14 protein-coding genes are annotated in these 21114 nt (G+C 71.4%); 7 read left to right on the forward strand and 7 right to left on the reverse strand.

The window, feature by feature from the left end; all coding sequences use genetic code 11:
* Positions 1-2: 2 nt before the first annotated feature.
* The gene (locus tag J3P31_RS12700; protein ID WP_210528844.1) at positions 3-743 is read right to left on the reverse strand and encodes an SDR family oxidoreductase; all 741 of its coding nucleotides are present in this window, start codon (positions 741-743) and stop codon (positions 3-5) included.
* Positions 744-975: 232 nt separating this feature from the next.
* Here J3P31_RS12700 and J3P31_RS12705 point away from each other — a divergent pair, with 232 nt between their 5' ends.
* Positions 976-2496 carry a KpsE/RkpR family capsule polysaccharide export protein gene (locus J3P31_RS12705; RefSeq protein ID WP_210528845.1) on the forward strand — a complete coding sequence of 507 codons (1521 nt, stop codon included), beginning with the start codon at positions 976-978 and terminating at the stop codon, positions 2494-2496.
* A gap of 349 nt (positions 2497-2845) precedes the next feature.
* Here the strand turns inward: J3P31_RS12705 and efp are convergent, their stop codons facing one another.
* The gene (gene efp / locus J3P31_RS12710; protein WP_210528846.1) at positions 2846-3412 is read right to left on the reverse strand and encodes an elongation factor P; all 567 of its coding nucleotides are present in this window, start codon (positions 3410-3412) and stop codon (positions 2846-2848) included.
* Positions 3413-3552: 140 nt separating this feature from the next.
* Here efp and epmA point away from each other — a divergent pair, with 140 nt between their 5' ends.
* The gene (gene epmA / locus J3P31_RS12715; protein WP_210528847.1) at positions 3553-4587 is read left to right on the forward strand and encodes an EF-P lysine aminoacylase EpmA; all 1035 of its coding nucleotides are present in this window, start codon (positions 3553-3555) and stop codon (positions 4585-4587) included.
* A 110-nt stretch (positions 4588-4697) separates the two neighbouring features.
* On the opposite strand, the gene J3P31_RS12720 is transcribed toward epmA, so the two are convergent.
* Positions 4698-5300, reverse strand: a complete 603-nt coding sequence (locus J3P31_RS12720) for a VPLPA-CTERM sorting domain-containing protein (protein ID WP_210528848.1) — start codon at positions 5298-5300, stop codon at positions 4698-4700.
* A gap of 614 nt (positions 5301-5914) precedes the next feature.
* Here J3P31_RS12720 and ileS point away from each other — a divergent pair.
* Together ileS and J3P31_RS12730 are read left to right on the forward strand one after the other, a co-directional pair.
* Entirely contained in the window at positions 5915-8875 is a 2961-nt protein-coding gene (ileS, locus tag J3P31_RS12725) for an isoleucine--tRNA ligase (protein ID WP_210528849.1), read from the forward strand.
* A gap of 7 nt (positions 8876-8882) precedes the next feature.
* The gene (locus tag J3P31_RS12730; protein WP_210528850.1) at positions 8883-9719 is read left to right on the forward strand and encodes an EamA family transporter; all 837 of its coding nucleotides are present in this window, start codon (positions 8883-8885) and stop codon (positions 9717-9719) included.
* Here the strand turns inward: J3P31_RS12730 and J3P31_RS12735 are convergent.
* Entirely contained in the window at positions 9716-10411 is a 696-nt protein-coding gene (locus J3P31_RS12735) for a CDP-alcohol phosphatidyltransferase family protein (protein ID WP_210528851.1), read from the reverse strand. The genes J3P31_RS12730 and J3P31_RS12735 overlap by 4 nt on opposite strands.
* A 220-nt stretch (positions 10412-10631) precedes the next feature.
* Between J3P31_RS12735 and truA the strand changes: the two genes are divergently transcribed.
* The 3 genes from truA to J3P31_RS12750 all read left to right on the forward strand — a co-directional run bounded on the left by truA (position 10632) and on the right by J3P31_RS12750 (position 18157).
* Positions 10632-11417, forward strand: a complete 786-nt coding sequence (gene truA, locus J3P31_RS12740) for a tRNA pseudouridine(38-40) synthase TruA (RefSeq protein ID WP_210528852.1) — start codon at positions 10632-10634, stop codon at positions 11415-11417.
* A 99-nt stretch (positions 11418-11516) separates the two neighbouring features.
* Positions 11517-13331, forward strand: coding sequence for an autotransporter assembly complex protein TamA (locus J3P31_RS12745; RefSeq protein WP_210528853.1), 1815 nt, complete (start codon positions 11517-11519; stop codon positions 13329-13331).
* Positions 13328-18157, forward strand: a complete 4830-nt coding sequence (locus J3P31_RS12750; protein ID WP_210528854.1) for a translocation/assembly module TamB domain-containing protein — start codon at positions 13328-13330, stop codon at positions 18155-18157. The genes J3P31_RS12745 and J3P31_RS12750 overlap by 4 nt, the downstream gene beginning before the upstream one ends.
* A gap of 33 nt (positions 18158-18190) precedes the next feature.
* Here the strand turns inward: J3P31_RS12750 and J3P31_RS12755 are convergent, their stop codons facing one another.
* From J3P31_RS12755 to J3P31_RS12765, 3 genes are read right to left on the reverse strand one after another with little or no spacing between them, the layout of a single operon-like run.
* Positions 18191-19201, reverse strand: a complete 1011-nt coding sequence (locus J3P31_RS12755) for an ABC transporter ATP-binding protein (RefSeq protein WP_210528855.1) — start codon at positions 19199-19201, stop codon at positions 18191-18193.
* Positions 19198-20190 (reverse strand): oligopeptide/dipeptide ABC transporter ATP-binding protein, encoded by a 993-nt coding sequence (locus J3P31_RS12760; protein WP_210528856.1) that lies wholly within the window; start codon positions 20188-20190, stop codon positions 19198-19200. Before J3P31_RS12760 ends, J3P31_RS12755 begins: the two co-directional genes overlap by 4 nt.
* Before the next feature lies 1 nt (position 20191).
* Entirely contained in the window at positions 20192-21112 is a 921-nt protein-coding gene (locus J3P31_RS12765; protein WP_210528857.1) for an ABC transporter permease subunit, read from the reverse strand.
* Positions 21113-21114 lie beyond the last annotated feature (2 nt).

Consider the following 21114-nt stretch of genomic DNA (forward strand, 5'->3'; position numbering starts at 1 on the left):
GCTCAGCCCCTCCCCACCAGCGGCATCTTGGTCGCCATCACCGTCATGAACTGGACGTTGGCCGACAAGGGCAGCCCCGCCATGTAAAGCACCGCGTCCGCCACCACCTGCGGGTCGATGGTCGGCTCGGCGCGGATGCTGCCGTCGGCCTGCGGCACGCCGATGGTCATCTGCTGCGCCATCTCGGTCAGGGCGTTGCCGATGTCGATCTGCCCGCAGGCGATGTCAAAGGGACGCCCGTCCAGCGACAGGCTCTTGGTCAGCCCGGTGATCGCGTGCTTGGTCGCGGTGTAGGCCACCGAGCCGGGCCGGGGCGCCTGCGCGCTGACCGAGCCGTTGTTGACGATCCGCCCGCCCCGGGGCTCCTGCCGGCGCATCTGGGCAAAGGCGGCGCGGGCGCACAGGAAGCTCCCCGTCAGGTTCACCGCCACGACATCGAGCCATTCCTCCACCGGCGTCTCGTCGATGGTGGCGGCCTTGAAGCCGCGTCCGGCGTTGTTGAAGAGGAGGTCCAGCCGCCCCCACTCGGCCACGACACGGCCCACCATGGCCTCGACCTGCGCGGGGTCGGTCACGTCGCAGGCCAGCGCAAGGCCGCCGCCCGCCTCCTCCACCGCCGCGCGCAGCAGCTCCTCCCGCCGGCCCACGAAGGCCACGCGCCAGCCCGCCTGCACCAGCGAGCGGGCCACCGCCCGCCCCACGCCCGTCCCTGCCCCGGTGACGATGGCGACCCCAGACCCCACGATGGCTCCTCCCTTTGGCCGTTTCGAGCGAGCCTAGCCTGCGGGGCTGGACGTCACAGCCCCATTCGCGACACGATGTGACGGCCCCGCCACGGCTCCACCGTCATCTCTGGTCATCCTTGCAACGGCCCTATAAAGTCGCACATCGGAGTTTACCCCGATCCGGCGGTGCCGCTGTGCCGTCGGCTCGACCCTCAAGGTCCCTCGATCCCACACAGCAGCCCAGGTGATCATGACCCCGCCAGGACCCGCCGACTCGCCCTCGATCCGCGATATCTCCGCAGACGAGTCCGAGGTCACCCCGCCTGCCGCTGCGCCGGACGCCCTTCCGCCCCCAGCGGCGGAGGCCCCGGCCGAATCCGCGCCGCCACGGAAGGCCGCCGTCCTGTCGGCCGAGGCCCTCGAGGCCCGCCGCGCCCATCAGCGCGCGCTCAAGGCCGCCCGCGGCGGACCGGAGGGGAAGGCCAAGCCCAACGGGGCGCCCAAGGTGGTGCGTGCCGAGCCTGCGCCCGCCGCTCCGGTGCGCGGACCCGTCCTGGCCGCCCCGCCGCCGCCCCAGCCCGTGCCGCGCCCCGCCGAGGTCGCGCAGCCGCGCGGACGCCACTGGGCCGTGCTCCTGAGCTTCGTCCTCCTGGTCGTGGTCCCCACTGCGGTGGTGGCCTGGTACCTGTGGGAACGCGCCTCCCCCCGCTACACCTCCGAGGTCGGCTTCTCCGTCCGGACCGAGGAGATGGGCTCCGCGATCGATGTCCTGGGCGGGCTCGCCAACCTCGCGGGTGGGGGCTCCTCGTCCAAGGACACCGACATCCTTTACCGCTACATCCAGTCGCGCGAGATCGTTTTGGCGCTCGACGCCCGGCTGGACCTCCGCGCGCTCTGGGCCAAGGGCGACCCGGACCGCGACCCGATCTTCGCCTACCATCCCCCGGGCACCATCGAGGATCTCGAGGCGTACTGGAACCGCATGGTGTCCGTGTACAACGACACCACCACGGGCCTCCTGGACGTGCAGGTCCAGGCCTTCACGCCCGAGGACGCCCAACGCGTGTCCCAGGCCATCTACGAGGAGTCGCAGACCCTCATCAACAAGCTGAGCGACATCGCCCTCACCGACACCACCCACCTCGCCCGCCAGGAGCTGGACGAAGCCGTGGCGCGGCTCAAGTCGGCGCGCGAGGCGATGACCCGCTTCCGCAGCACCAACCAGATCGTCGACCCGACCGCCGACATCCAAAGCCAGATGGGCCTCCTGTCCTCGCTCCAGGCGCAGCTCGCCCAGCAGCTCATCGAGCTCGACCTCCTCCGCGAGAGCGCGCCCGACAGCGACCCGCGCGTCGAGCAGACCCTGGCCCGCGTGGACGTCATTCAGGCGCGGATCGAGCAGGAGCGGGCCAAGTTCGGCCTGGGCTCCCAGGATGGCGCCGCCGACACGCGCGACGGCCCGGACAGCGTGCTCGGCACGGCGCCGGGCAATTCCGGCGACTATGCCGACCTCGTGGCCCAGTACGAAGGCCTTGCCGTGGACCAGGAGTTCGCGCAGCGGGCCTACCTGGCCGCGCTGGCCTCCTATGACGCGGCCCTGGCCAAGGGTCGCCAGCAAAGCCGCTACCTTGCCGCCCATATCGAGCCCACGCTGGCCGAACGGGCCGAGTATCCCCAGCACTGGGCCACGACCGCCCTGACGGCGCTGTTCGCCGGGCTGAGCTGGATGGTCCTCACGCTGGCCGTCTACGCCTTCCGCGACCGCCGCTGACCCCTGCGGCCCGGGGATCGGTCCCCGGGCGCTTCCAGCCGTCGATCCTTGCCCGCCCCGACCGGCGGCTGCCCGCCCATGATGCCCCCCACCCGGATGGGTCGCGCCGGTCCGTCACGGGACTGTCATGATGCCATGGTTGGTGGGGGTCGCGCACCACGACGTCCCCGCGCGCCTCGTCGTCGCGGCCGGAGATGGACGGCCAAGCCCCACCCTGTCCAGCCTCCGGCCGCGCTTTTCCCACCCCCGTCGACGGACCACGAGCCGCGCCCCGGCCCCGTTTAGTGGCCCGACATGCAAAAGGCGCCCCGAAGGGCGCCTTTCCTGTCCGTCCGGGGCGCGCGGGACCTCAGTCCTGGGCGCGGCTCACGTAGGAGTTGTCCTCGGTGTTGATGATGATCCGCGTGCCCACGCCGATATGCGGCGGCACCATCACGCGGATCCCGTTCCCGGTCATCGCCGGCTTGTAGGACGAGGAGGCCGTCTGGCCCTTCACCACGGGCTCGGTCTCGGTGATCTCGACGGTGATCTTCTGGGGATACTCGATCCCCACGGCCGCGCCCTCGTAGGTCTTGAGGAACACGCGCATCCCTTCCTGCAGATAGACCTTGTCGTCGCCGATCAGGTCGGCGCCCACGGTCACCTGCTCGTAGGATTCGGGCTGCATGAAGTGGAAGCCCTCGCCATCCTCGTAAAGGAAGTCGTACTCCCGCTCGTCGACGTTCACGCGCTCGACCTGCTCGACCGTGCGCCAGCGCTCGGACACCTTCACGCCGTCCGACAGACGGCGGAGGTCGGCGGAGGTGGTCGGCGTGCCCTTGCCGGGGTGGAAGTTCGAGACCGTCATCACGGCATAAAGCTTGCCGTCGATCTCGAGAACGTTGCCCTTGCGGAGCGAGGAAGCGATGACTTTCACGGTGTGATCCTTGGGTATCGATGGGTCGGCCCCGCGCGGGAGCCAGGATTCCCGCAAGAGAATCGTCGGAACCCCAGCATCCGGGACGCATCGCGTGGCCCCCTAGCGCATCCCGCCCGAATCCGCCAGAGGATGCCCGCATGACCGACCCCTGGTGGACCCCATCGCGGCACGACACGCGCCGCCCCCTCCTCCTCGCCCGGAACCGGCTCCAGGCGCGGCTCCGCGGCTGGTTCCTCGACCAGGACTTCCTCGAGACCGACCCGTCCGCGCTCCAGGCGAGCCCCGGGAACGAGGCGCATCTCCATGCCTTCGCCACCCAGGCCATCGGCAACGACGGACAGCCCCGCACCCTGTACCTGCACACGAGCCCCGAGTTCGCGCTCAAGAAGCTGCTCGCGGCGGGCGAACGGCGGCTCTTCGGCTTTGCCCATGTCTGGCGCAACCGGGAGCGCGGGCCCCTGCACCACCCCGAGTTCACCATGCTCGAATGGTATCGGGTGGGGGAGCCCTACGAGGTGCTGATGAGGGACTGCGCCGCGATCCTCGGCATGGCCGCCGAGGCGGCGGGCGCTTCCGTCCTGAGGTTCCGCGACCGCGCCTGCGATCCCTTCGCCGAGCCCGAGCGCCTGTCCGTCGCCGAAGCCTTCGGGCGTCACGCGGGCCTCGACCTCCTTGCCACGATCCGTCTCGACGGCTCGACCGACGCCGGGGCCCTGCGCGCGCAGGCCCACGCCGCCGGGCAGCCCACCTCGCCGGACGACACCTGGTCCGACATCCTGTCCAAGGTGCTGACGACCCGCGTGGAGCCCCATCTGGGCCATGGCCGTCCCACGATCCTCGACCGCTATCCCTCGGCCGAGGCCGCGCTGGCCCGCAAGGCCCCCGACGACCCCCGCGTGGCCGAGCGGTTCGAGCTTTACGCCTGCGGGGTGGAGCTGGCGAACGGGTTCGGGGAGCTCACGGACCCGGCCGAGCAGCGCCGCCGCTTCGAGGCCGAGATGGCCGAAAAGGCCCGCGTCTATGGCGAGACCTACCCGCTCGACGAGGACTTCCTCGCCGCGCTCGCCCATATGCCGCCCGCCTCCGGCATCGCGCTGGGTTTCGACCGGCTGGTCATGCTCGCGACCGGCGCGCCCCGCATCGACGAGGTGATCTGGGCGCCCGTGCCCTGACCGGAGGGGCGCAGGCATGAAAAAGCCCCGCTCGCGCGGGGCTGAGGGCGGACCGGTCACCCGGCCCGGAACCGGGCCGCGGCACGAGGCCACGACCCTTGTCGTTCCGCTCAGGCGGCCTTGCGACGGCGGCGCAGCCCGGCGAGGCCGACAAGCCCGGTCACCAGAAGCCCGGCGCTCGCTGGCACCGGCACGGCGGCCACGGGATCGATCACTTTGTAATCCTCAGGGGCGGGAGTGGTCGCACCGAAAGTGAACTCGGTCCGCGGACGCGTACCGGTGCCGGTGGTTGCGCCGTAAACAACCCTGACGAGCGTTTCTTGGCCAGATTCAAGGTTGAAACTGACGCCTGCTTCCGCCGTGGTTTTGTCGCGTGCCTTGGTGTCAAGGATCTTCAAATTGCCAACGAAGACCTGCAGGCCTCCTTGGAAGAAGGCAGAGACTTCCTTGACCGTAAAGCCGATCCCGACGCTGCGCGCCACATTGCCGGTGTTGGTGAACACCCATTGAAAGGATCCGCCGCTGTCGGCGGGGTTGAACATGGCGCCGAAATCCCAGCTGTCGTACGGGCCCGCAACGTCGGCGACGTTGTCACCTGCGACGTCGCCGTAGCCGATGGTGTTGTATGGATTTATCACCAATGCGCTGGCCGCCAGCGGCGTCAGAGCGAGCGCGGCGGCAAGCCCCGCGGCGCGAAGTATATTCGTAAACATGGGCTTCCCTTCCCGGAATGAATTGTTGGTCTTGCTCCAGCCCAAACCCAACCAAGCCGGACGGGAGGGCTGGCTAAGTTCCTCGCTGCGGGATGTTCACGGCGAATTTATGGCGCATTGTTGTCAAATCCGACGATCTGCTTGCACGGTTCCAGCACACCGGAAATTCTGATACATCCCGGCAGCTTACCTGACCTGTCCCTTTGTACAGGTCCCCCCGATTAGCCCCATGCGCCCCCTTCAGGGACCTGCCGATCTCGCCCGACTGCCGCTTTGTTGGGCCGATTCGACCGACGCCTCTGGCCAGTGGCTTGCCGTGTCCCGACCCTGCTTCGACCCTCTCGGGTGAGCCAGGACAATGAAGCCCCGTCAGGGACGCGACCGGCGATCCGAGGCCGCCTCCTCGGGCTGATCGCGAGACACGGGGCCGTTCGCCGCGCTGATCGCCGCCTCCCCCTCGGTCCCGGTGCCCCGGACAGGTTCCACCTCACGACCACCGCCAAAGGCCCCGGGCGCGCACGATAGGCTGCCTGCGGGCCCCGCGCGGTGCGTGCGCCGCTGGACCCCAGGGCCCTCTTCCCCTAAAGACCCTGCGATCCCAGGGAGAAGACCCGATGTCCCCCGATACCGTGACCGACACGCCCGCCCCGGACTACAAGTCCACGCTGAACCTGCCCGAGACCGCGTTCCCCATGCGCGCCGGGCTGCCCGAGCGCGAGCCGCAATGGCTCGCCCGCTGGGCCCGGATCGGCATCTACGAGCGGCTGCGGAGCACGGCGGCGAACCGGACCCCGTTCATCCTCCATGACGGGCCTCCTTATGCCAACGGCAACCTCCATATCGGCCACGGGCTGAACAAGGTCCTCAAGGACATGGTGGTCCGGTCCCAGCAGATGATGGGCCGCGACTCGCGCTACATCCCCGGCTGGGACTGCCACGGCCTCCCCATCGAGTGGAAGATCGAGGAGCAGTACCGCGCCAAGGGCCTGAACAAGGACGACGTGGACGTGGTCGCCTTCCGTCAGGAATGCCGGAAGTTCGCGGAGCATTGGGTGGACGTCCAGCGCGAGGAGTTCAAGCGCCTCGGCATCACCGGCAACTGGGCCGACCCCTACCTCACGATGGATTTCCACGCCGAGGCGGTGATCGCCGGCGAGTTCCAGACGTTCCTGATGAACGGCAGCCTCTACCAAGGCTCCAAGCCCGTCATGTGGAGCCCCGTCGAAAAGACCGCCCTGGCCGAGGCCGAGGTGGAATACCACGACACGACCAGCCACCAGATCTGGGTGCGGTTCCCCGTCGCCTCGGCCCGTGAGCTGGCCGGCGGCGTCTGCCTCGACGCGACGCTCCTGGCGGCCTCGGTGGTGATCTGGACGACGACCCCCTGGACCATCCCGCAGAACCGCGCGGTGGCCTTCGGGCCGTCCATCGCCTACGGTCTGTATCAGGTCACCCGCCCCGCGACCGACGAGAAGCCCGCTTCCACCGAGACGGTGATCCTGGCCGACGCCCTCGCCGCCTCCGTTTTCGCGCAGGCCAAGCTGGCCGAAGGCGACGTCCAGCGTCTCCGCGACGTCTCGGCCGAGGAGCTTCAGGCCCTGACCCTCGCGCACCCCTTCCGGGGCCTCGACGGCGCGAACGGCGAATGGGACTACGACGTCCCCATGCTCCCCGGCGATCACGTCACCGAGGACGCGGGCACCGGCTTCGTCCACACCGCGCCGTCCCACGGCGACGACGACTACCAGTTGGGCCTCCGGTTCGGCCTGCCCATGACCTACAACGTGCTGGAGGATGGGTCCTACCGCCCCGACCTGCCGCTCTTTGGCGGGCAGCACATCATCACGCCTGAGGGCAAGGAAGGCCCCGCCAATGTCAGCGTCATCAAGGCGCTCGCGGCCTCAGGCAGCCTTTTCGCCAAGGGCAAGCTCAAGCACAGCTACCCGCATTCCTGGCGTTCCAAGGCGCCGCTGATCTATCGCAACACGCCCCAGTGGTTCGCGGCGATCGACAAGCCGCTGGACGACGGCAAGGGCCAGTACGGCGACACGATCCGCCAGCGGGCGCTGACCTCCATCGAGGAGCTGGTGACCTTCACCCCCATCTCGGGCCGCAACCGCCTCCATTCCATGATGGAGGCCCGCCCCGACTGGGTGCTGTCGCGGCAGCGCGCCTGGGGCGTGCCGCTCACCTGCTTCGTCAAGCGCGGCGCCAAGCCGACCGACCCGGACTTCCTCCTCCGCCACGAGGAGGTGAACGCCCGCATCGTCGCCGCCTTTGACTCCGAGGGCGCCGACGCCTGGTACAAGGACGGCGCCAAGGAGCGGTTCCTGTCCGGCCTCGTGGACCCCGAGGCCTACGAGCAGGTCTTCGACATCCTCGACGTGTGGTTCGACTCCGGCTCCACCCACGCCTTCGTGCTGCGCGACCGCGCGGACGGGAGCGAGGACGGCCTCGCCGACCTCTACCTCGAAGGCACCGACCAGCACCGCGGCTGGTTCCACTCCTCCCTGCTCCAGGCCTGCGGGACCATCGGCCGCGCGCCCTACCGGGGCGTGCTGACCCATGGCTTCACGCTCGACGAGAAGGGCATGAAGATGTCCAAGTCGCTGGGCAACACGGTCGCGCCGCAGCAGATCGTCAAGGACTACGGTGCGGACATCCTGCGCCTCTGGGTCGCGCAGACCGACTTCACCGTGGACCAGCGCATCGGGCCCGAGATCCTCAAGGGCACGGCGGACAGCTACCGCCGCCTGCGCAACACCATGCGGTTCCTGCTGGGCTCCTTGGGCGACGTCACCGCCGCCGACCACGTCGAGCCCGCGCAGATGCCCGAGCTGGAGCGCTGGGTCCTCCATCGCCTCGCCGAGCTGGATGAGGTCGTCCGCACCGGATACGCCGCCTACGACTTCCAGGGCGTGTTCCAGGCGCTGTTCAACTTCGCCACCGTGGACCTGTCGGCCTTCTACTTCGACATCCGCAAGGACACGCTCTACTGCGATGGCGACACGCCCCGGCGCCGGGCCGCGCGGACGGTGCTGGTCCACCTGTTCGACCGCCTGACGACCTGGCTCGCCCCCATCCTGGCCTTCACCATGGAAGAGGTCTGGCTGGAGCGTCATCCGGGCGAGGACTCCTCGGTCCACCTTCAGGACTTCCCGGCGACGCCGGCCGACTGGCGCGACGACGCGCTGGCCGCCAAGTGGCAGTCCATCCGCGCCGCCCGCCGCGTCGTCACCGGCGCGCTGGAAAAGCAGCGGACCGCCAAGGTCATCGGGGCCTCGCTCGAGGCGGCGCCGACGGTCTTCGTGCCCGAGGCGCTGGCCCAGGCGTTGCAGGATGTGGCCTTCGACGACCTGTCCATCACCTCGGGCATCAGCGTCACGACCGACCCCGCGCCCGCCGACGCCTTCCGCCTGCCGGACGTGGCGGACGTGGCCGTGGTCTTCGCCCTGGCCGAGGGCGAGAAGTGCCAGCGCTGCTGGAAGATCCTGCCGGACGTGGGCACCCATGCCCATGCCTGCACCTGCGCCCGCTGCGACGAGGCCCTGACCGAGCTGGCCTTCCCGGCCTGACGCGCCCATGACCACGGGCCTCATGGCGGCGGTCCTGTTCGCCGCCTTCCTTCACGCGTCCTGGAACGCCGTCGTGAAGGTGGGGACCTCCAAGATCGGGGCCATGCTGATCGTCAGCGTGGCCGAGATCGTCCTTGGCCTCCTCGTCGTGCTTGTCCGCCCGGCGATCGACCCGGGCGCCTGGCCCTGGGTCATCGCGGCCTCCTGCACGCATCTGTTCTACAAGTCGTTCCTGACCTTCGCCTATGAACGGGGCGACCTCAGCCGCGTTTATCCCCTTGCCCGGGGCGCGGCCCCGATGGCGGTGGCGCTGGTCGGCGCGGCGACGCTGCCCGACGCGGTGACGGCGCACGAATACGCCGGGATCTTCGTGCTGGGCCTCGGCATCCTTCTCATGGCCCGCGGGGTCTTCACCTCGCGCGAGGATCGCAAGCTCCTGCCCTTCGCCCTGGGCTCGGCCGCGGCGACGGCCACCTACACCCTGATCGACGGGATGGGCGCGCGCATCTCGGGCGAGCCGGTGGGCTATGTCGGCTGGATCTTCGTGGGCGGCGGGGCGCTGTTCTCGGCGGCCATGCTGATCTGGAAGGGGGTCGGCGTCGTGCCGCGGCGCCCGCGCGACTGGGCGCTGGGCACGGCGGGCTCGGTGGCCTCCTACGGGGCCTACGGGGTGTCCATCTGGGCCATGACCATCGCCCCCATCGCGGTCGTCGCGGCGCTGCGCGAAACCTCGATCCTGTTCGCCGTCCTGATCGGCTGGCTCGCGTTCGGGGAGCGGATGGACCGCGCCAAGGGGCTTGCGGTCGGACTGATCGTGACGGGCGTGGTGCTGACGCGCCTTTAGCCTTCCTTGCCGTAGACCAGCTGCTGCATCGCGCCCGCGCCCAGGAGATAGAAGGACGTGATGGTCAGGCCCCACTGCGCCCAGCTTTCCGGGTGGAAGTCCACCCAGGCCGCCCATCCCGCGAAGATCACCCACAGCAGCGCCAAGGGCAGGGTCACCGCCCGCCACCGCTCGGTCCGGACGGGGTGGACGAACTTGACCGGCAGGAACATCGCCACGGCGAGGATCGTCACCAGGACGACGATAATCCAGAAATCGGGCTTCCAGGCGAACAGGGCCAGGACCACCATGTTCCAGCAGCCCGGAAAGCCCGAGAAGCTGTTGTCCTTGGTCTTCATCCGCGTGTCGGAAAAGTACAGCGCCGAGGTGAAGGTGATGACGATGATGCCGAACCAGCCCGTCCAGCCGTCCATCAGCCCCGACCGGAACAGTGCGTAGGCCGGCACGAAGACATAGGTCAGGTAGTCGATCACGAGGTCCATGAGCACCCCGTCGAAGACCGGGGCGTTCCGCTTCACGTCGTACCTGCGCGCCAGCGGCCCGTCGATCCCGTCCACGAACAGCGCCACGAGGAGCCAGAGGAACATCATGTTCCAATCCTCCTGCACCGCCTCGAGCATGGCGAGGATGGCCCAGACGGCCCCAGTGGCTGTCAGGAGGTGGACGGCGAGGGCTTTCTGCGCGAGCGTCATCCCCTGCTTGTTGCCCAAACTCGGTCGGGGCGCAACCGGCTCGGAACCGGGAGGGACGCTGCGTCCTGCTGCCACGTCAGGGCGAAGGCGGGCCCATGGAGGACGGCCCTGCGGATCTCCTGCGCCACCCCGAGGCGGCGCGCGCCTGCTCGACGGGCGACGGCCGGCTCAGGCGGCTGATCCGGTTGCCGACGCTGGGGCTAACGGCTAGGCCCCCGTCATGGCCCGTTATGCGCTCAGGATCGAATATCTCGGCACGCCCTTCGCCGGCTGGCAGCGGCAGGCCCAGCATCCATCCGTGCAGGGAGCGCTCGAGGCGGCGCTCCTCCGGCTCGATCCCGGGCCGCACAACGTGGCGGCGGCGGGCCGGACGGATGCCGGGGTCCATGCCTGGGGACAGGTCGCCCATTGCGACATGCGGCGCGACTGGGACCCGTTCCGGCTGTCCGAGGCGCTGAACCACCACCTCCGGCCGCACCCGGTCGCGGTGACGGCCTGCGCCCGGGTGGCGGACGACTGGCACGCGCGGTTCTCGGCCCGCGAGCGGGGTTACCTTTACCGGATCGTGCAGCGCCGCGCGCCGCTGGCCCTTTCGGCCGGGCGGGGCTGGCGGGTCGCACGACCGCTCGACCCGGGGGCCATGGCCGAGGGGGCGGCGCATCTCCTGGGGCGCCACGACTTCACCACCTTCCGGTCGGCCATGTGCCAGGCCGACAACCCGGTCCGGACCCTGGACGAGCTGTCCGTGGCGCAACTCGAGGGTCCCGAGGGCGTCGAGATCCACGTCAGGGCCCGGGCGCGGAGCTTCCTGCACAACCAGGTCCGGTCCATGGTGGGCAGCCTCGAACGCGTCGGCGCGGGCGCCTGGCCGCCCCGCCGCATGGCCGAGGCCCTGGCCGCCCGCGATCGCGCCGCCTGCGGGCCCGTGGCGCCGCCCGACGGGCTCCACTTCACGCATGTCGTCTATGCGGCGGACCCGTTCGGTTCCGGCCCGGCGGAAATATGAGCCCGGCGTGGCCGGACCGCCCATCTGGCTTTCCGCGCCCGGACACCTACGCTTAAGCTCCGAAGGCGCACTGCCCCGCGCTGGTTCCTGCGAGGTCCGATGGTCCGCCTGCCTACCTTTGTCCTGGCCACCCTCCTGCCGCTGGCCGCCCAGGCCCAGGACGCCACGCTCGTCCTGCCGCCGGACACGGACGACGATCTCCGCACCGTTCTCCAGAACGCCTCGCTCACCCTGTCGCTGGACGCCGAAGGGCTGACGGCGGCCCAGGACTACGTCGCCGCCGCCCGGGCGGATTACCGGCGGCTGCTCGCCGGGCTTTACGCCGAGGGCTATTACGGCGGGGTCATCGCCATCACCATCGACGGGCAGGAGGCCTCGACGATCGCGCCGCTCGACGCGCCCGAACGGATCGGGCAGGTGCTCCTGTCCGTGACGCCCGGCCCGCGCTTCACCTTCGGCCAGACGGCGGTCGGCCCACTCGCCCCCGCCACCGAGCTGCCCCCGGGCTTCGCCCCCGGCGAGGTCGCCCGTTCCGAAACCGTCCGGGCCGCCGTCGACGCCGCCATCGCGGCCTGGCGGGACGAAGGCAACGCCAAGGCCAGCGTGGCCTCGCAGGAGGTCATCGCCAACCACCCGGCGCGCCGCCTGGACGTGGCGGTCGGGATCGACCCGGGGCCCGAGCTGACCTTCGGCACCGTCACCGTGACCGGCAACAGGAACGTGCGGACCGCGCGCATCCTGGGCATCGCAGGCCTCCCCTCGGGGCGGGTCTTCTCGCCCGAGGTCCTCGAGAGGGCCACGAACCGCCTGCGCCGGACGGGCACCTTCGACAGCGTGGCGGCGGTCGAATCCGACACGATCGGGCCGGGCGACACGCTGCCCATCGAGCTGCAGGTGGTCGAGTCCCTGCCCCGCCGCATCGGCTTCGGCCTCGAGATCTCGTCTCTGGACGGGGTGTCGGCCAACGCCTTCTGGCTCCACCGCAACCTCCTGGGCGGGGCCGAGCGGCTGCGCTTCGACGCCGAGGTTTCGGGCATCGAGGGCAGCGCCGTGGACACGCGCGGCGGCGGCCTCGACTACGCCCTGGGGGCGAGCTTCGCGCGCCCGGCCACCTTCAGCCCGGACACCGACCTGACGGTGAACGCGCGGATCTCGCAGGAGGACGAGGAGGAGTACTTCCTCCAGCAGTTCACCTTCGACGTGGGCGTGACCCAGTACGTGGGCGACGACCTGACCCTGTCGGCGGCCGTGGGCGTCCTGGCCGCCCACGAGGAGACCGAGATCGAGACGCGGGACTACACGCTGCTCACCCTGCCGCTGTCGGCCGTCTGGGACCGCCGCGACGATCCGCGCGACGCCCGGGCCGGCTTCTACATCGACGGCGAGGTCACGCCCTTCCTGTCGGTGACCGGCGACACGGGCAACGGCGCGCGGCTTTACGCCGACGCCCGCTACTACCGCAGCTTCGGCTCCCGGCTGACGCTGGGGGCGCGCGGCCAGCTGGGCAGCGTGGTGGGCGCAGAGCGGAGCGAGGTGCCGCAGGACTACCTGTTCTTCTCGGGCGGGGGCGGGACCGTGCGGGGGCAGCCCTTCCAGAGCCTTGGCGTCGAGGTTCCCGACCCCGACGATCCGGGCGAGACCGTCACCCTGGGCGGGGCCTCCTTCGTGGGCGCCCAGCTCGAGGCGCGGCTGGGCCTGACCGAAAGCTTCGGCGCGGTGGCCTTCGCGGATGCGGGCGTGGTGGACGAGGACTCCCTGCCCGACGCCGACAGCCCCTACCAGGCCGGCGTGGGCCTCGGGGTTCGCTACAACAGCTTCGTGGGGCCGATCCGGCTCGACGTGGCCACCCCGGCGACGGGCGAAAGCTCCTTCGAGACGGTGCAACTCTACATCGGCATAGGTCAGGCGTTTTGAGGCTCCTTCCCGTCCTGGCGCTCTGCGCCCTTCCCCTCCCCGCCCTGGCGCAGACGCCCGAGGAGCAGGAGCGCGACCGCGGCTTCCTGACCGGGCTGATCGAGGATTCCCTGTCCACGACCGCCCGGACCGTGATCATCGAAGGGTTCGAAGGGGCGCTGTCCTCGCGGGCGACGGCGGCCTCGCTGACCATCTCGGACCAGGAGGGGGTCTGGCTGCGGGCCACCGACCTCGCGCTCGACTGGAACCGGTCGGCGCTGCTGCGCGGCCGCATCGACGTCGAGGAGCTGACCGCCGGCAGCATCGAGATCCTGCGCGCGCCGGTCGCCGACCCCACGGCGCCCACCCCCGAAGCGACGCCCTTCGCCCTGCCCGACCTGCCCGTTGCGGTGCGCATCGGCCAGCTCCGCAGCGACCGGATCGTCCTGGGCGAGCCGCTCCTGGGCGAGGAGCTGGCCCTGTCCCTCGATGGATCGGTGAACCTCGAGGGCGGCGAAGGACAGGCCCAGATCGCCGCCCAGATCATCCAGGGCAGCGCCGGGCAGCTCGCGCTCGCGGCCTCCTACGCCAACGACACGCGCGTGCTCGCCGTGGACCTCAGCGTCGAGGAGGAGGCGCAGGGCCTCGTGGCGCGCGCCCTGGGGCTGCCGGGGCTGCCCTCGGTCGCGCTGACCGTGCAGGGCACCGCGCCCATCGACGATTATGCGGCGGACATCACGCTCGCCACCGACGACCAGCCGCGCATCGCGGGGACCTTCGCCCTCAAGACCACGGCGACCGAGAACGGGCAGGTCACGTCGCGCGCCTTCGGGCTCGACGTCCGGGGCGACGTGACGCCGCTCCTTGCGCCCGAGGCGGGGGCCTTCTTCGGCCCCGACGTGGTGCTGCGGACCAAGGGCATCCGCCGCGCGGACGGCTCCTTCGTGCTCACCTCGCTGGGGCTGCGGGCCGAGGCCCTGACGCTGAACGGCCGGGCCGAGATCACGCCGCAGGGCTGGCCCGCGCGGATCGACCTCGACGGCTCCATCGGGCGCGAGGACGGCGGCGCGGTGCCGCTGCCCGGCGCGGCCGGGACCACCGTCACCGGCGTCACGCTGGACGTGTCCTACGACCAGGCGCAGGGCGAAGCCTGGACCGGCAACTTCGCGGTCGAGGACCTGGCCCGCCCCGGGCTCGCCATCCCGTCGCTCACGCTCGAGGGCGGCGGCACGATCCGCCCCGCGACCGACCAGGCGCCGGGCCGCTTCACCGGAGACCTCGCCTATGCCGCCACCGGGCTGTCCTTCGCGGACGAAGGGATCGGCGAGGCGCTCGGGGCCGACATCTCGGGCCGCATCGACCTGGCCCAGCCCGAGGACGGCGGCCCGCTGCGGATCCGCCAGCTCACCGTCACCGGCCCCGGGGTCGAGGCGCAGGTCGAAGGCACGGTCGCGGGCTCGGCCTCGGGCTTCCTGACCGAAACCTCGGTGCTGCTGCAGGCCGCCGACCTCGGCCGCTTTGCCGAGCTGTCGGGCCTCGACCTCGGCGGCTCGGCCGACGTCACCATCGTGAGCGCGGTCCGCCCGCTCGACGGGATCTTCGACGCGGCGGTGTCGGGCACCACGCGCGACCTGCGCGTGGGCATCGCCCAGCTCGATCCGCTGCTGGCCGGGGAAGGCCAGATCGCCATTGCCGCCGCCCGGGACGAGGCGGGCCTGCGGGTGGACCGGCTCGACGTCGGGACCGAGGCGCTGACCATCTCGGCCACGGCCGACATCACCAGCCGGGCGAGCGCGGCGCGCTTCGACCTCGACGTGGCGGACCTCGGGGCCTCCTTCCCGGACCTGTCCGGCCCCGGGACGCTTCGCGGCACCTTCGAACGGGACGCGGCCGGCCAGTCCCGCGTCGATGCCTCGGCCACGCTGCCCGGCGCGCAGGTCTCGCTTCGGGGCACCCAGCCTCCGGCGGCCACGGACGACGCCGGCGATGCGGTCCCGGCCCCCCTGACCTTCACCGCCGAGGCCTCGATCGAGGAGCTGGCCCGCTACCAGGGCCTCCTGCGGACCTTCGCGCCCGATCTCGGGATCGAGCCCCGCGGCGCGGCCAACCTCAGCCTGTCGGGACGCACCGCGCAGGATGCATCGACCTTCGACGTGACCCTGTCGGCGCAGGCGCGCGACCTGGGCTTCGGCATCGACCCGCTGGACGCCCTCCTGGCGGGGTCGGCCACCCTGGGCGGGCGGGCCGAGCGGACTGGACCGGCCAGCTTCCGGGTCGGGAACCTCCGCATCGACGCCGACCGGATCGACGGCACCGTCTCGGCCGAGTTCACCGAAGGCGCGGGCCGCGCCGAGGTGGACCTGTCCCTGCCGGACGTGGCCCCGGTGCTGGGCGGGCTGTCCGGCCCCGGACGGCTGAGCGGAACGGCGGTGCGGGCGCAGGACGGCGCCCTCGACCTCGACCTGGAGGCGCGGCTGCCCACGGGCCAGGCCACCGTGGACGGGACGCTCGACGCAGCCGAGGGGGCCTATGCCTTCGACGGCACCGTGGCCGCCTACTTTTCGGACATCGCGCCGCTGGGGCCGCTCGTCGGGCGCGACCTGGGCGGGGCGGTGCGGGCCAACGTCGCCGGGACGGCGCGAACCGACCTGTCCGTGCTGGACCTGTCCGTCGAGGCGACCACCCGCGACCTTCGCACCGGCCTGCCGCAGCTCGATCCCCTCCTGGCCGGTCCGGGCACCCTGACCGGCCGGGTGGAGCGCAGCCCCGAGGACGGCCTGGCGCTCGACCTCACCGCCGACACCCCGCAGCTGCGGGCCGAAGGCGCCGGCACCTTCACCGAGACCTCGGGCAACGGCCGGTTCGACCTCCGCGTGGCCGAGGTCGGCCTCGTCGCGCCGGGGCTTTCGGGCCCGGCGACGGCGACGGGCACGGCCTCGCGCGCGGCGGACGGGACCATCACGGTCCAGGCCGACGCGACCGCCCCCGGCACCCGCGCGGTCATCGACGCCACCGTCGCCCCGCCGGCCCGGGGCTACGAGATCGCGGGCACGGCCGATGTCGCGGTCGCCGACCTAGGCCCCTGGTCCCGGCTGGCCGGGCGTCCGCTGGGGGGCGGGATCACGGCCACCGTGACCGGCCGCGCCCTGCCCAGCTTCGCGAGCTTCGATCTCACGGTGGACGCCACGGCGCGCGACCTGAACCCGGGCCAGCCCGCGCTGGCGCAGCTCCTGGCCGGGACGGGCACGCTGTCCGGCCGGGCCGCCCGGACCCAGGACGGCGCCCTCCGGGTCGAGGGTCTGGACGCGCGGTTCCCGAACTTCAGCGTCACCGGCCAGGGCACGACCCAGGGCGGCGCCGCGAACCTGACCTTCGATGCGCGTCTGGCCGACCTGGGCCTGTTCGTGCCGAACTTTCCGGGCCCGGTGACGGCGCGGGGGACGGCGGGGCTCGGCGCGGGCGGCGCCACCACGGTGGACGCCGAGGTGACCGGCCCCGGCGGCATCAACGCCCGCGTGTCGGGCAGCGTCGGCGGAGCGACGACGGACCTCCGCGCCACCGGCACGGCCCCGCTCGAGATCGCCAACGCCTTCCTCGATCCCCGGCGGCTCGAAGGACCGGCGAGCTTCGACCTCCGCCTGGCCGGAGCCCTGTCGCTCGAGGCGCTGTCGGGCTCGGTCTCGGTCCAGGGCGCGCGCCTGTCGGACCCCAACCTGGGCGAGGCGATCAGCGGCATCAGCGGGCGGGCCGACATCGCGGGCGGGACCGCCACGATCGCGCTGACCGGGGGCTTTGCGACCGGAGGCCGCCTGACGGTCAACGGACCCGTGGGCCTCCAGCCGCCCTTCAACGCCAACCTGTCCATCGACGGGACCGGCCTCGTGATCCGCGACCCTTCGCTCTACGAGGCGCGCGGCAACGGGCGGATCTCGGTGACGGGTCCCCTCGCGGGCGGGGCGCTGATCGCGGGGGCCGTGACGCTCGACACCGTGGAGCTGCGCGTCCCCGCCTCGGGCGTGGGCGCCCTGGGCGAGCCGCTGCCCGTCTTCCACATCGACCCTTCGGTTCCCGTGCAGACCACCCTGGACCGCGCCCGCCTGTCCGTGTCGGGCGGCGACGCCCAGGCCGCCGGCGGCGGCAGCGGCGGCGGGGTGGCCTACGGGCTCGACATCCTGCTCGATGCGCCGGCCCGGGTCTTCGTGCGCGGCCGGGGGCTCGACGCCGAGCTGGGCGGCCAGCTCCGCCTGACAGGGAGCACGCGCCAGCTCATCCCCATCGGGCAGTTCTCGCTGCTGCGCGGGCGGCTTGCCATCCTGGGGCAGCGCTTCGACCTGACCGAGGGGCAGGCCACCCTCCAGGGCGACTTCAACCCCTACCTGCGGCTCGTGGCCCAGACCACGGCGCGGACCGGCACGGCGATCAGCATCGTGCTCGAGGGTCCCCTCGCCTCGCCCGAGGTGACCTTCACCTCCTCGCCCGAGCTGCCGCAGGACGAGGTGCTGGCCCAGCTCCTGTTCGGCGTGGACATCGCCTCGATCACGCCGTTCCAGGCCGTCCAGCTCGCCTCGGCGGTGGCCGAGCTGTCGGGCGGGGGCGGCGGGCTCGTGGACGACCTGCGCGCCGGGGCGGGGCTCGCGGACTTCGACGTGACCACCACGGCCAGCGGCAACGTCGCGCTCCGGCTTGGCCAGTACATCAGCGAGAACGTCTACACCGACGTCGTCGTCTCGCCCGAGGGCACCGAGGCCACGATCAACCTCGACCTCACCTCGGACCTGACTGTGCGGGCGGGCGTGGACACCCGCGGCGACACCAGCGTCGGCATCTACTTCGAGCGGGATTACTGAGCCGCCGGGAGGCGCCCTCCCGGCGGTCGGGCCCTACTCGGCCGCCTGCATCATGGGCGTGGGCTCGTTCCAGTAGTGGCAGGTCGCCCGCTGGCCGGGGGCCACGTCGTAGGGCGGCGGCGGCACCTCGGCGCATTTCGGCTTGGCCTTGGGGCAGCGGGTGCGGAACACGCAGCCCGAGGGGGGCGACAGCGGCGACGGCAGGTCCCCCTCCAGCACCGGGCGAGGCCGCGCCTTCTCGAGCGCCGGGTCGGGGATCGGCACCGAGGAGATCAGGAACTGCGTGTAGGGGTGGCGCGGCCGCTCGACCAGCTGGCGGGCGGGCGCGGTCTCCATCAGGCGGCCCAGGTACATGACCATGATCCGGTCCGAGATGTGGCGCACGACGGAAAGGTCGTGGGCGATGAAGACCATGGCGATGCCCATCTCGCGGCGCAGCTCGCGCAGGAGGTTCACCACCTGCGCCTGCACCGACACATCGAGCGCCGAGACCGGCTCGTCGCAGATCAGCAGCTTGGGGTTCAGGATCAGCGCCCGCGCGATGCCGATGCGCTGGCACTGCCCGCCCGAGAACTCGTGCGGGTAGCGGTTCACGAGGTTGGGGAGGAGGCCCACCCGCTCCATCAGGTCCCGCACCCGCTGGCGGACCTCGGCGCGCGGCGTTTTGGGAAAGTGTGTCGTCAGCGGCTCGGCGATGATGTCCCCGACCGTCATGCGCGGGTTCAGCGCCGCGAGCGGGTCCTGGAAGATCATCTGCACGTCGCGCCGGTGCGCCCGCCGCTCCTCGGCCGACAGGGCGCCGATGTCGCGCCCGTCGAACAGGATGCGCCCCGTGGACGGAACGGTCCCCACGATCGCCCGGGCCAGCGTGGACTTGCCCGAGCCGCTTTCGCCCACCACGCCCAGCACCTCGCCGGGCGACAGGTCGAAGGAGATGCCCCCCACGGCCTGCAGCTTGCGGGGCGGGGTCCAGGGCCAGCCGCCCCGGACGGGAACGTCGAAGGTGACGCGGAGGTCGCTCACCTGGAGGATCGGGGCGCTCATTGGGCGACCTCCTTCTGGGCGAGGATCTCCTCGACCGGGACATGGCAGGCACGGCGGCGGCCGTCGGGCAGCCGCACGAGAGGCGGGCGGAGCGTCGCGTTCTCGGGCCGGGCAAAGGCGCAGCGGGGGAAGAAGGGGCAGCCGGGCGGCAGGCGGGACATGTCCGGCGGCTCCCCGGCAATGGTCAGGAGCTCCTCGTCCTCGCGGTCGATGCGGGGGACGGCGGACAGGAGCCCCAGCGTGTAGGGATGCGTGGGCGTGGCAAAGATGGCGTCGGTCGTGCCCTCCTCCATGATCTGCCCCCCGTACATCACCAGGGTCCGGTCGCTGGACCCCGCCACCACGCCCAGGTCGTGGGTGATGAGGATCATGGCGGTGCCCAGGTCGCGCTTGATGTCCCCCAGGAGCTTCATGATCTGCGCCTGCACGGTGACGTCGAGCGCGGTCGTGGGCTCGTCGGCGATCAGCAGCTTGGGCCGGCACAGGAGCGCCATGGCGATCATGATCCGCTGGCGCATGCCGCCCGAGAACTCGTGCGGGTACATGGTGATGCGGGCGCGGGCGTCGGGGATGCGGACCGCGTCCAGCATCCGCGCCGCCTCGTCCACCGCCTGGCGCTTGCCCATGCCCTTGTGGAGCATCAGCACCTCGGCCATCTGGTCCGAAATCCGCAGGTACGGGTTCAGCGACGTCATCGGGTCCTGGAAGATCATGGCGATCTCCTCGGACCGGACCTTGTTCAGCTCGCGCTGGGGCAGTTCCAGCAGGTTGCGGCCCTGGTAGCGCACCGTCCCCGTGGCGCGGCCGTTGCGGGCCAGCAGGCCCATGGCGGCATAGGCCGTCTGCGACTTGCCCGACCCGGATTCGCCCACGATGGCCAGGGTCTCGCCGGGGTTCAGGGCAAAGGACACGCCGTTGACGGCGTTCACCTCGCCGTCGCCGGTGCGGAAGGTGACGCGGAGGTCCTCGACCTCGAGAAGCGGTGCCATGTCAGCGGTCCTTCGGGTCGATGGCGTCGCGCAGCCCGTCGCCCACGAAGAAGAAGGCGAACAGCATCACGACGAAGAAGAAGAGCGGGAACCCAAGCTGCCAGGGCACCCCGTTCCCGATCTGCCCCGCCCCGCGCGAGATGAGCGCGCCCAGCGAGGTGTTGGGCTCCTGGACGCCCAGGCCCAGGAAGCTGATGAAGGATTCGTAGATGATCATCTCGGGGATCAGCAGCGTGGCATAGACGATCACCACGCCCAGCAGGTTGGGGACGACGTGGCGCAGGATGATCGTCAGGGGCCGGACGCCGGTGGCGATGGCGGCCTCCACGAACTCCTTGTTCTTGATGGACAGCGTCTGCCCGCGGGCGATCCGGGCCATGGACAGCCAGGAGATGAGGCCGATCCCGATGAACAGCATCAGCAGCGACCGCCCGAACATCACGAGCATCAGGATCAGCACGAACATGAAGGGGATGGACAGGAGGATGTCCACGACCCGCATCATGACGCTGTCCACCCGGCCCCCGAAGTAGCCCGAGATCGCGCCGTAGAGCGTGCCCACGATCACCGCCACCATCGAGCCCACGACTCCGATGAGGAGCGACAGCCGCGTGCCCTGCACGGTGCGGGCGAACAGGTCCCGCCCCTCCTGGTCGGTGCCGAAGTAATGGCCGGTGGCGATCGACGGCACGCCCTTGGTGGCGTTGATGCCGATCAGGGAAAAGTCGACGTAGTCCCGCTCGTACTGGGCGATGAACCCGCCCAGGAAGGCGAAGACCGCGATCAGGACCAGCGCGACCAGGGCGACCGTCGCCGCCCTGTTGCGGAAGAAGCGCCGGCGCGCGTCGGTCCAGAGCGACCGGCCCTTGTCGGGCCGGGCCGGAGCCTGGAGGGCGTCGGCGGTGGGGTCGTGGAACGCCATGT

The organism is Rubellimicrobium arenae, from assembly GCF_017916275.1.
GTDB lineage: Bacteria > Pseudomonadota > Alphaproteobacteria > Rhodobacterales > Rhodobacteraceae > Rubellimicrobium > Rubellimicrobium arenae.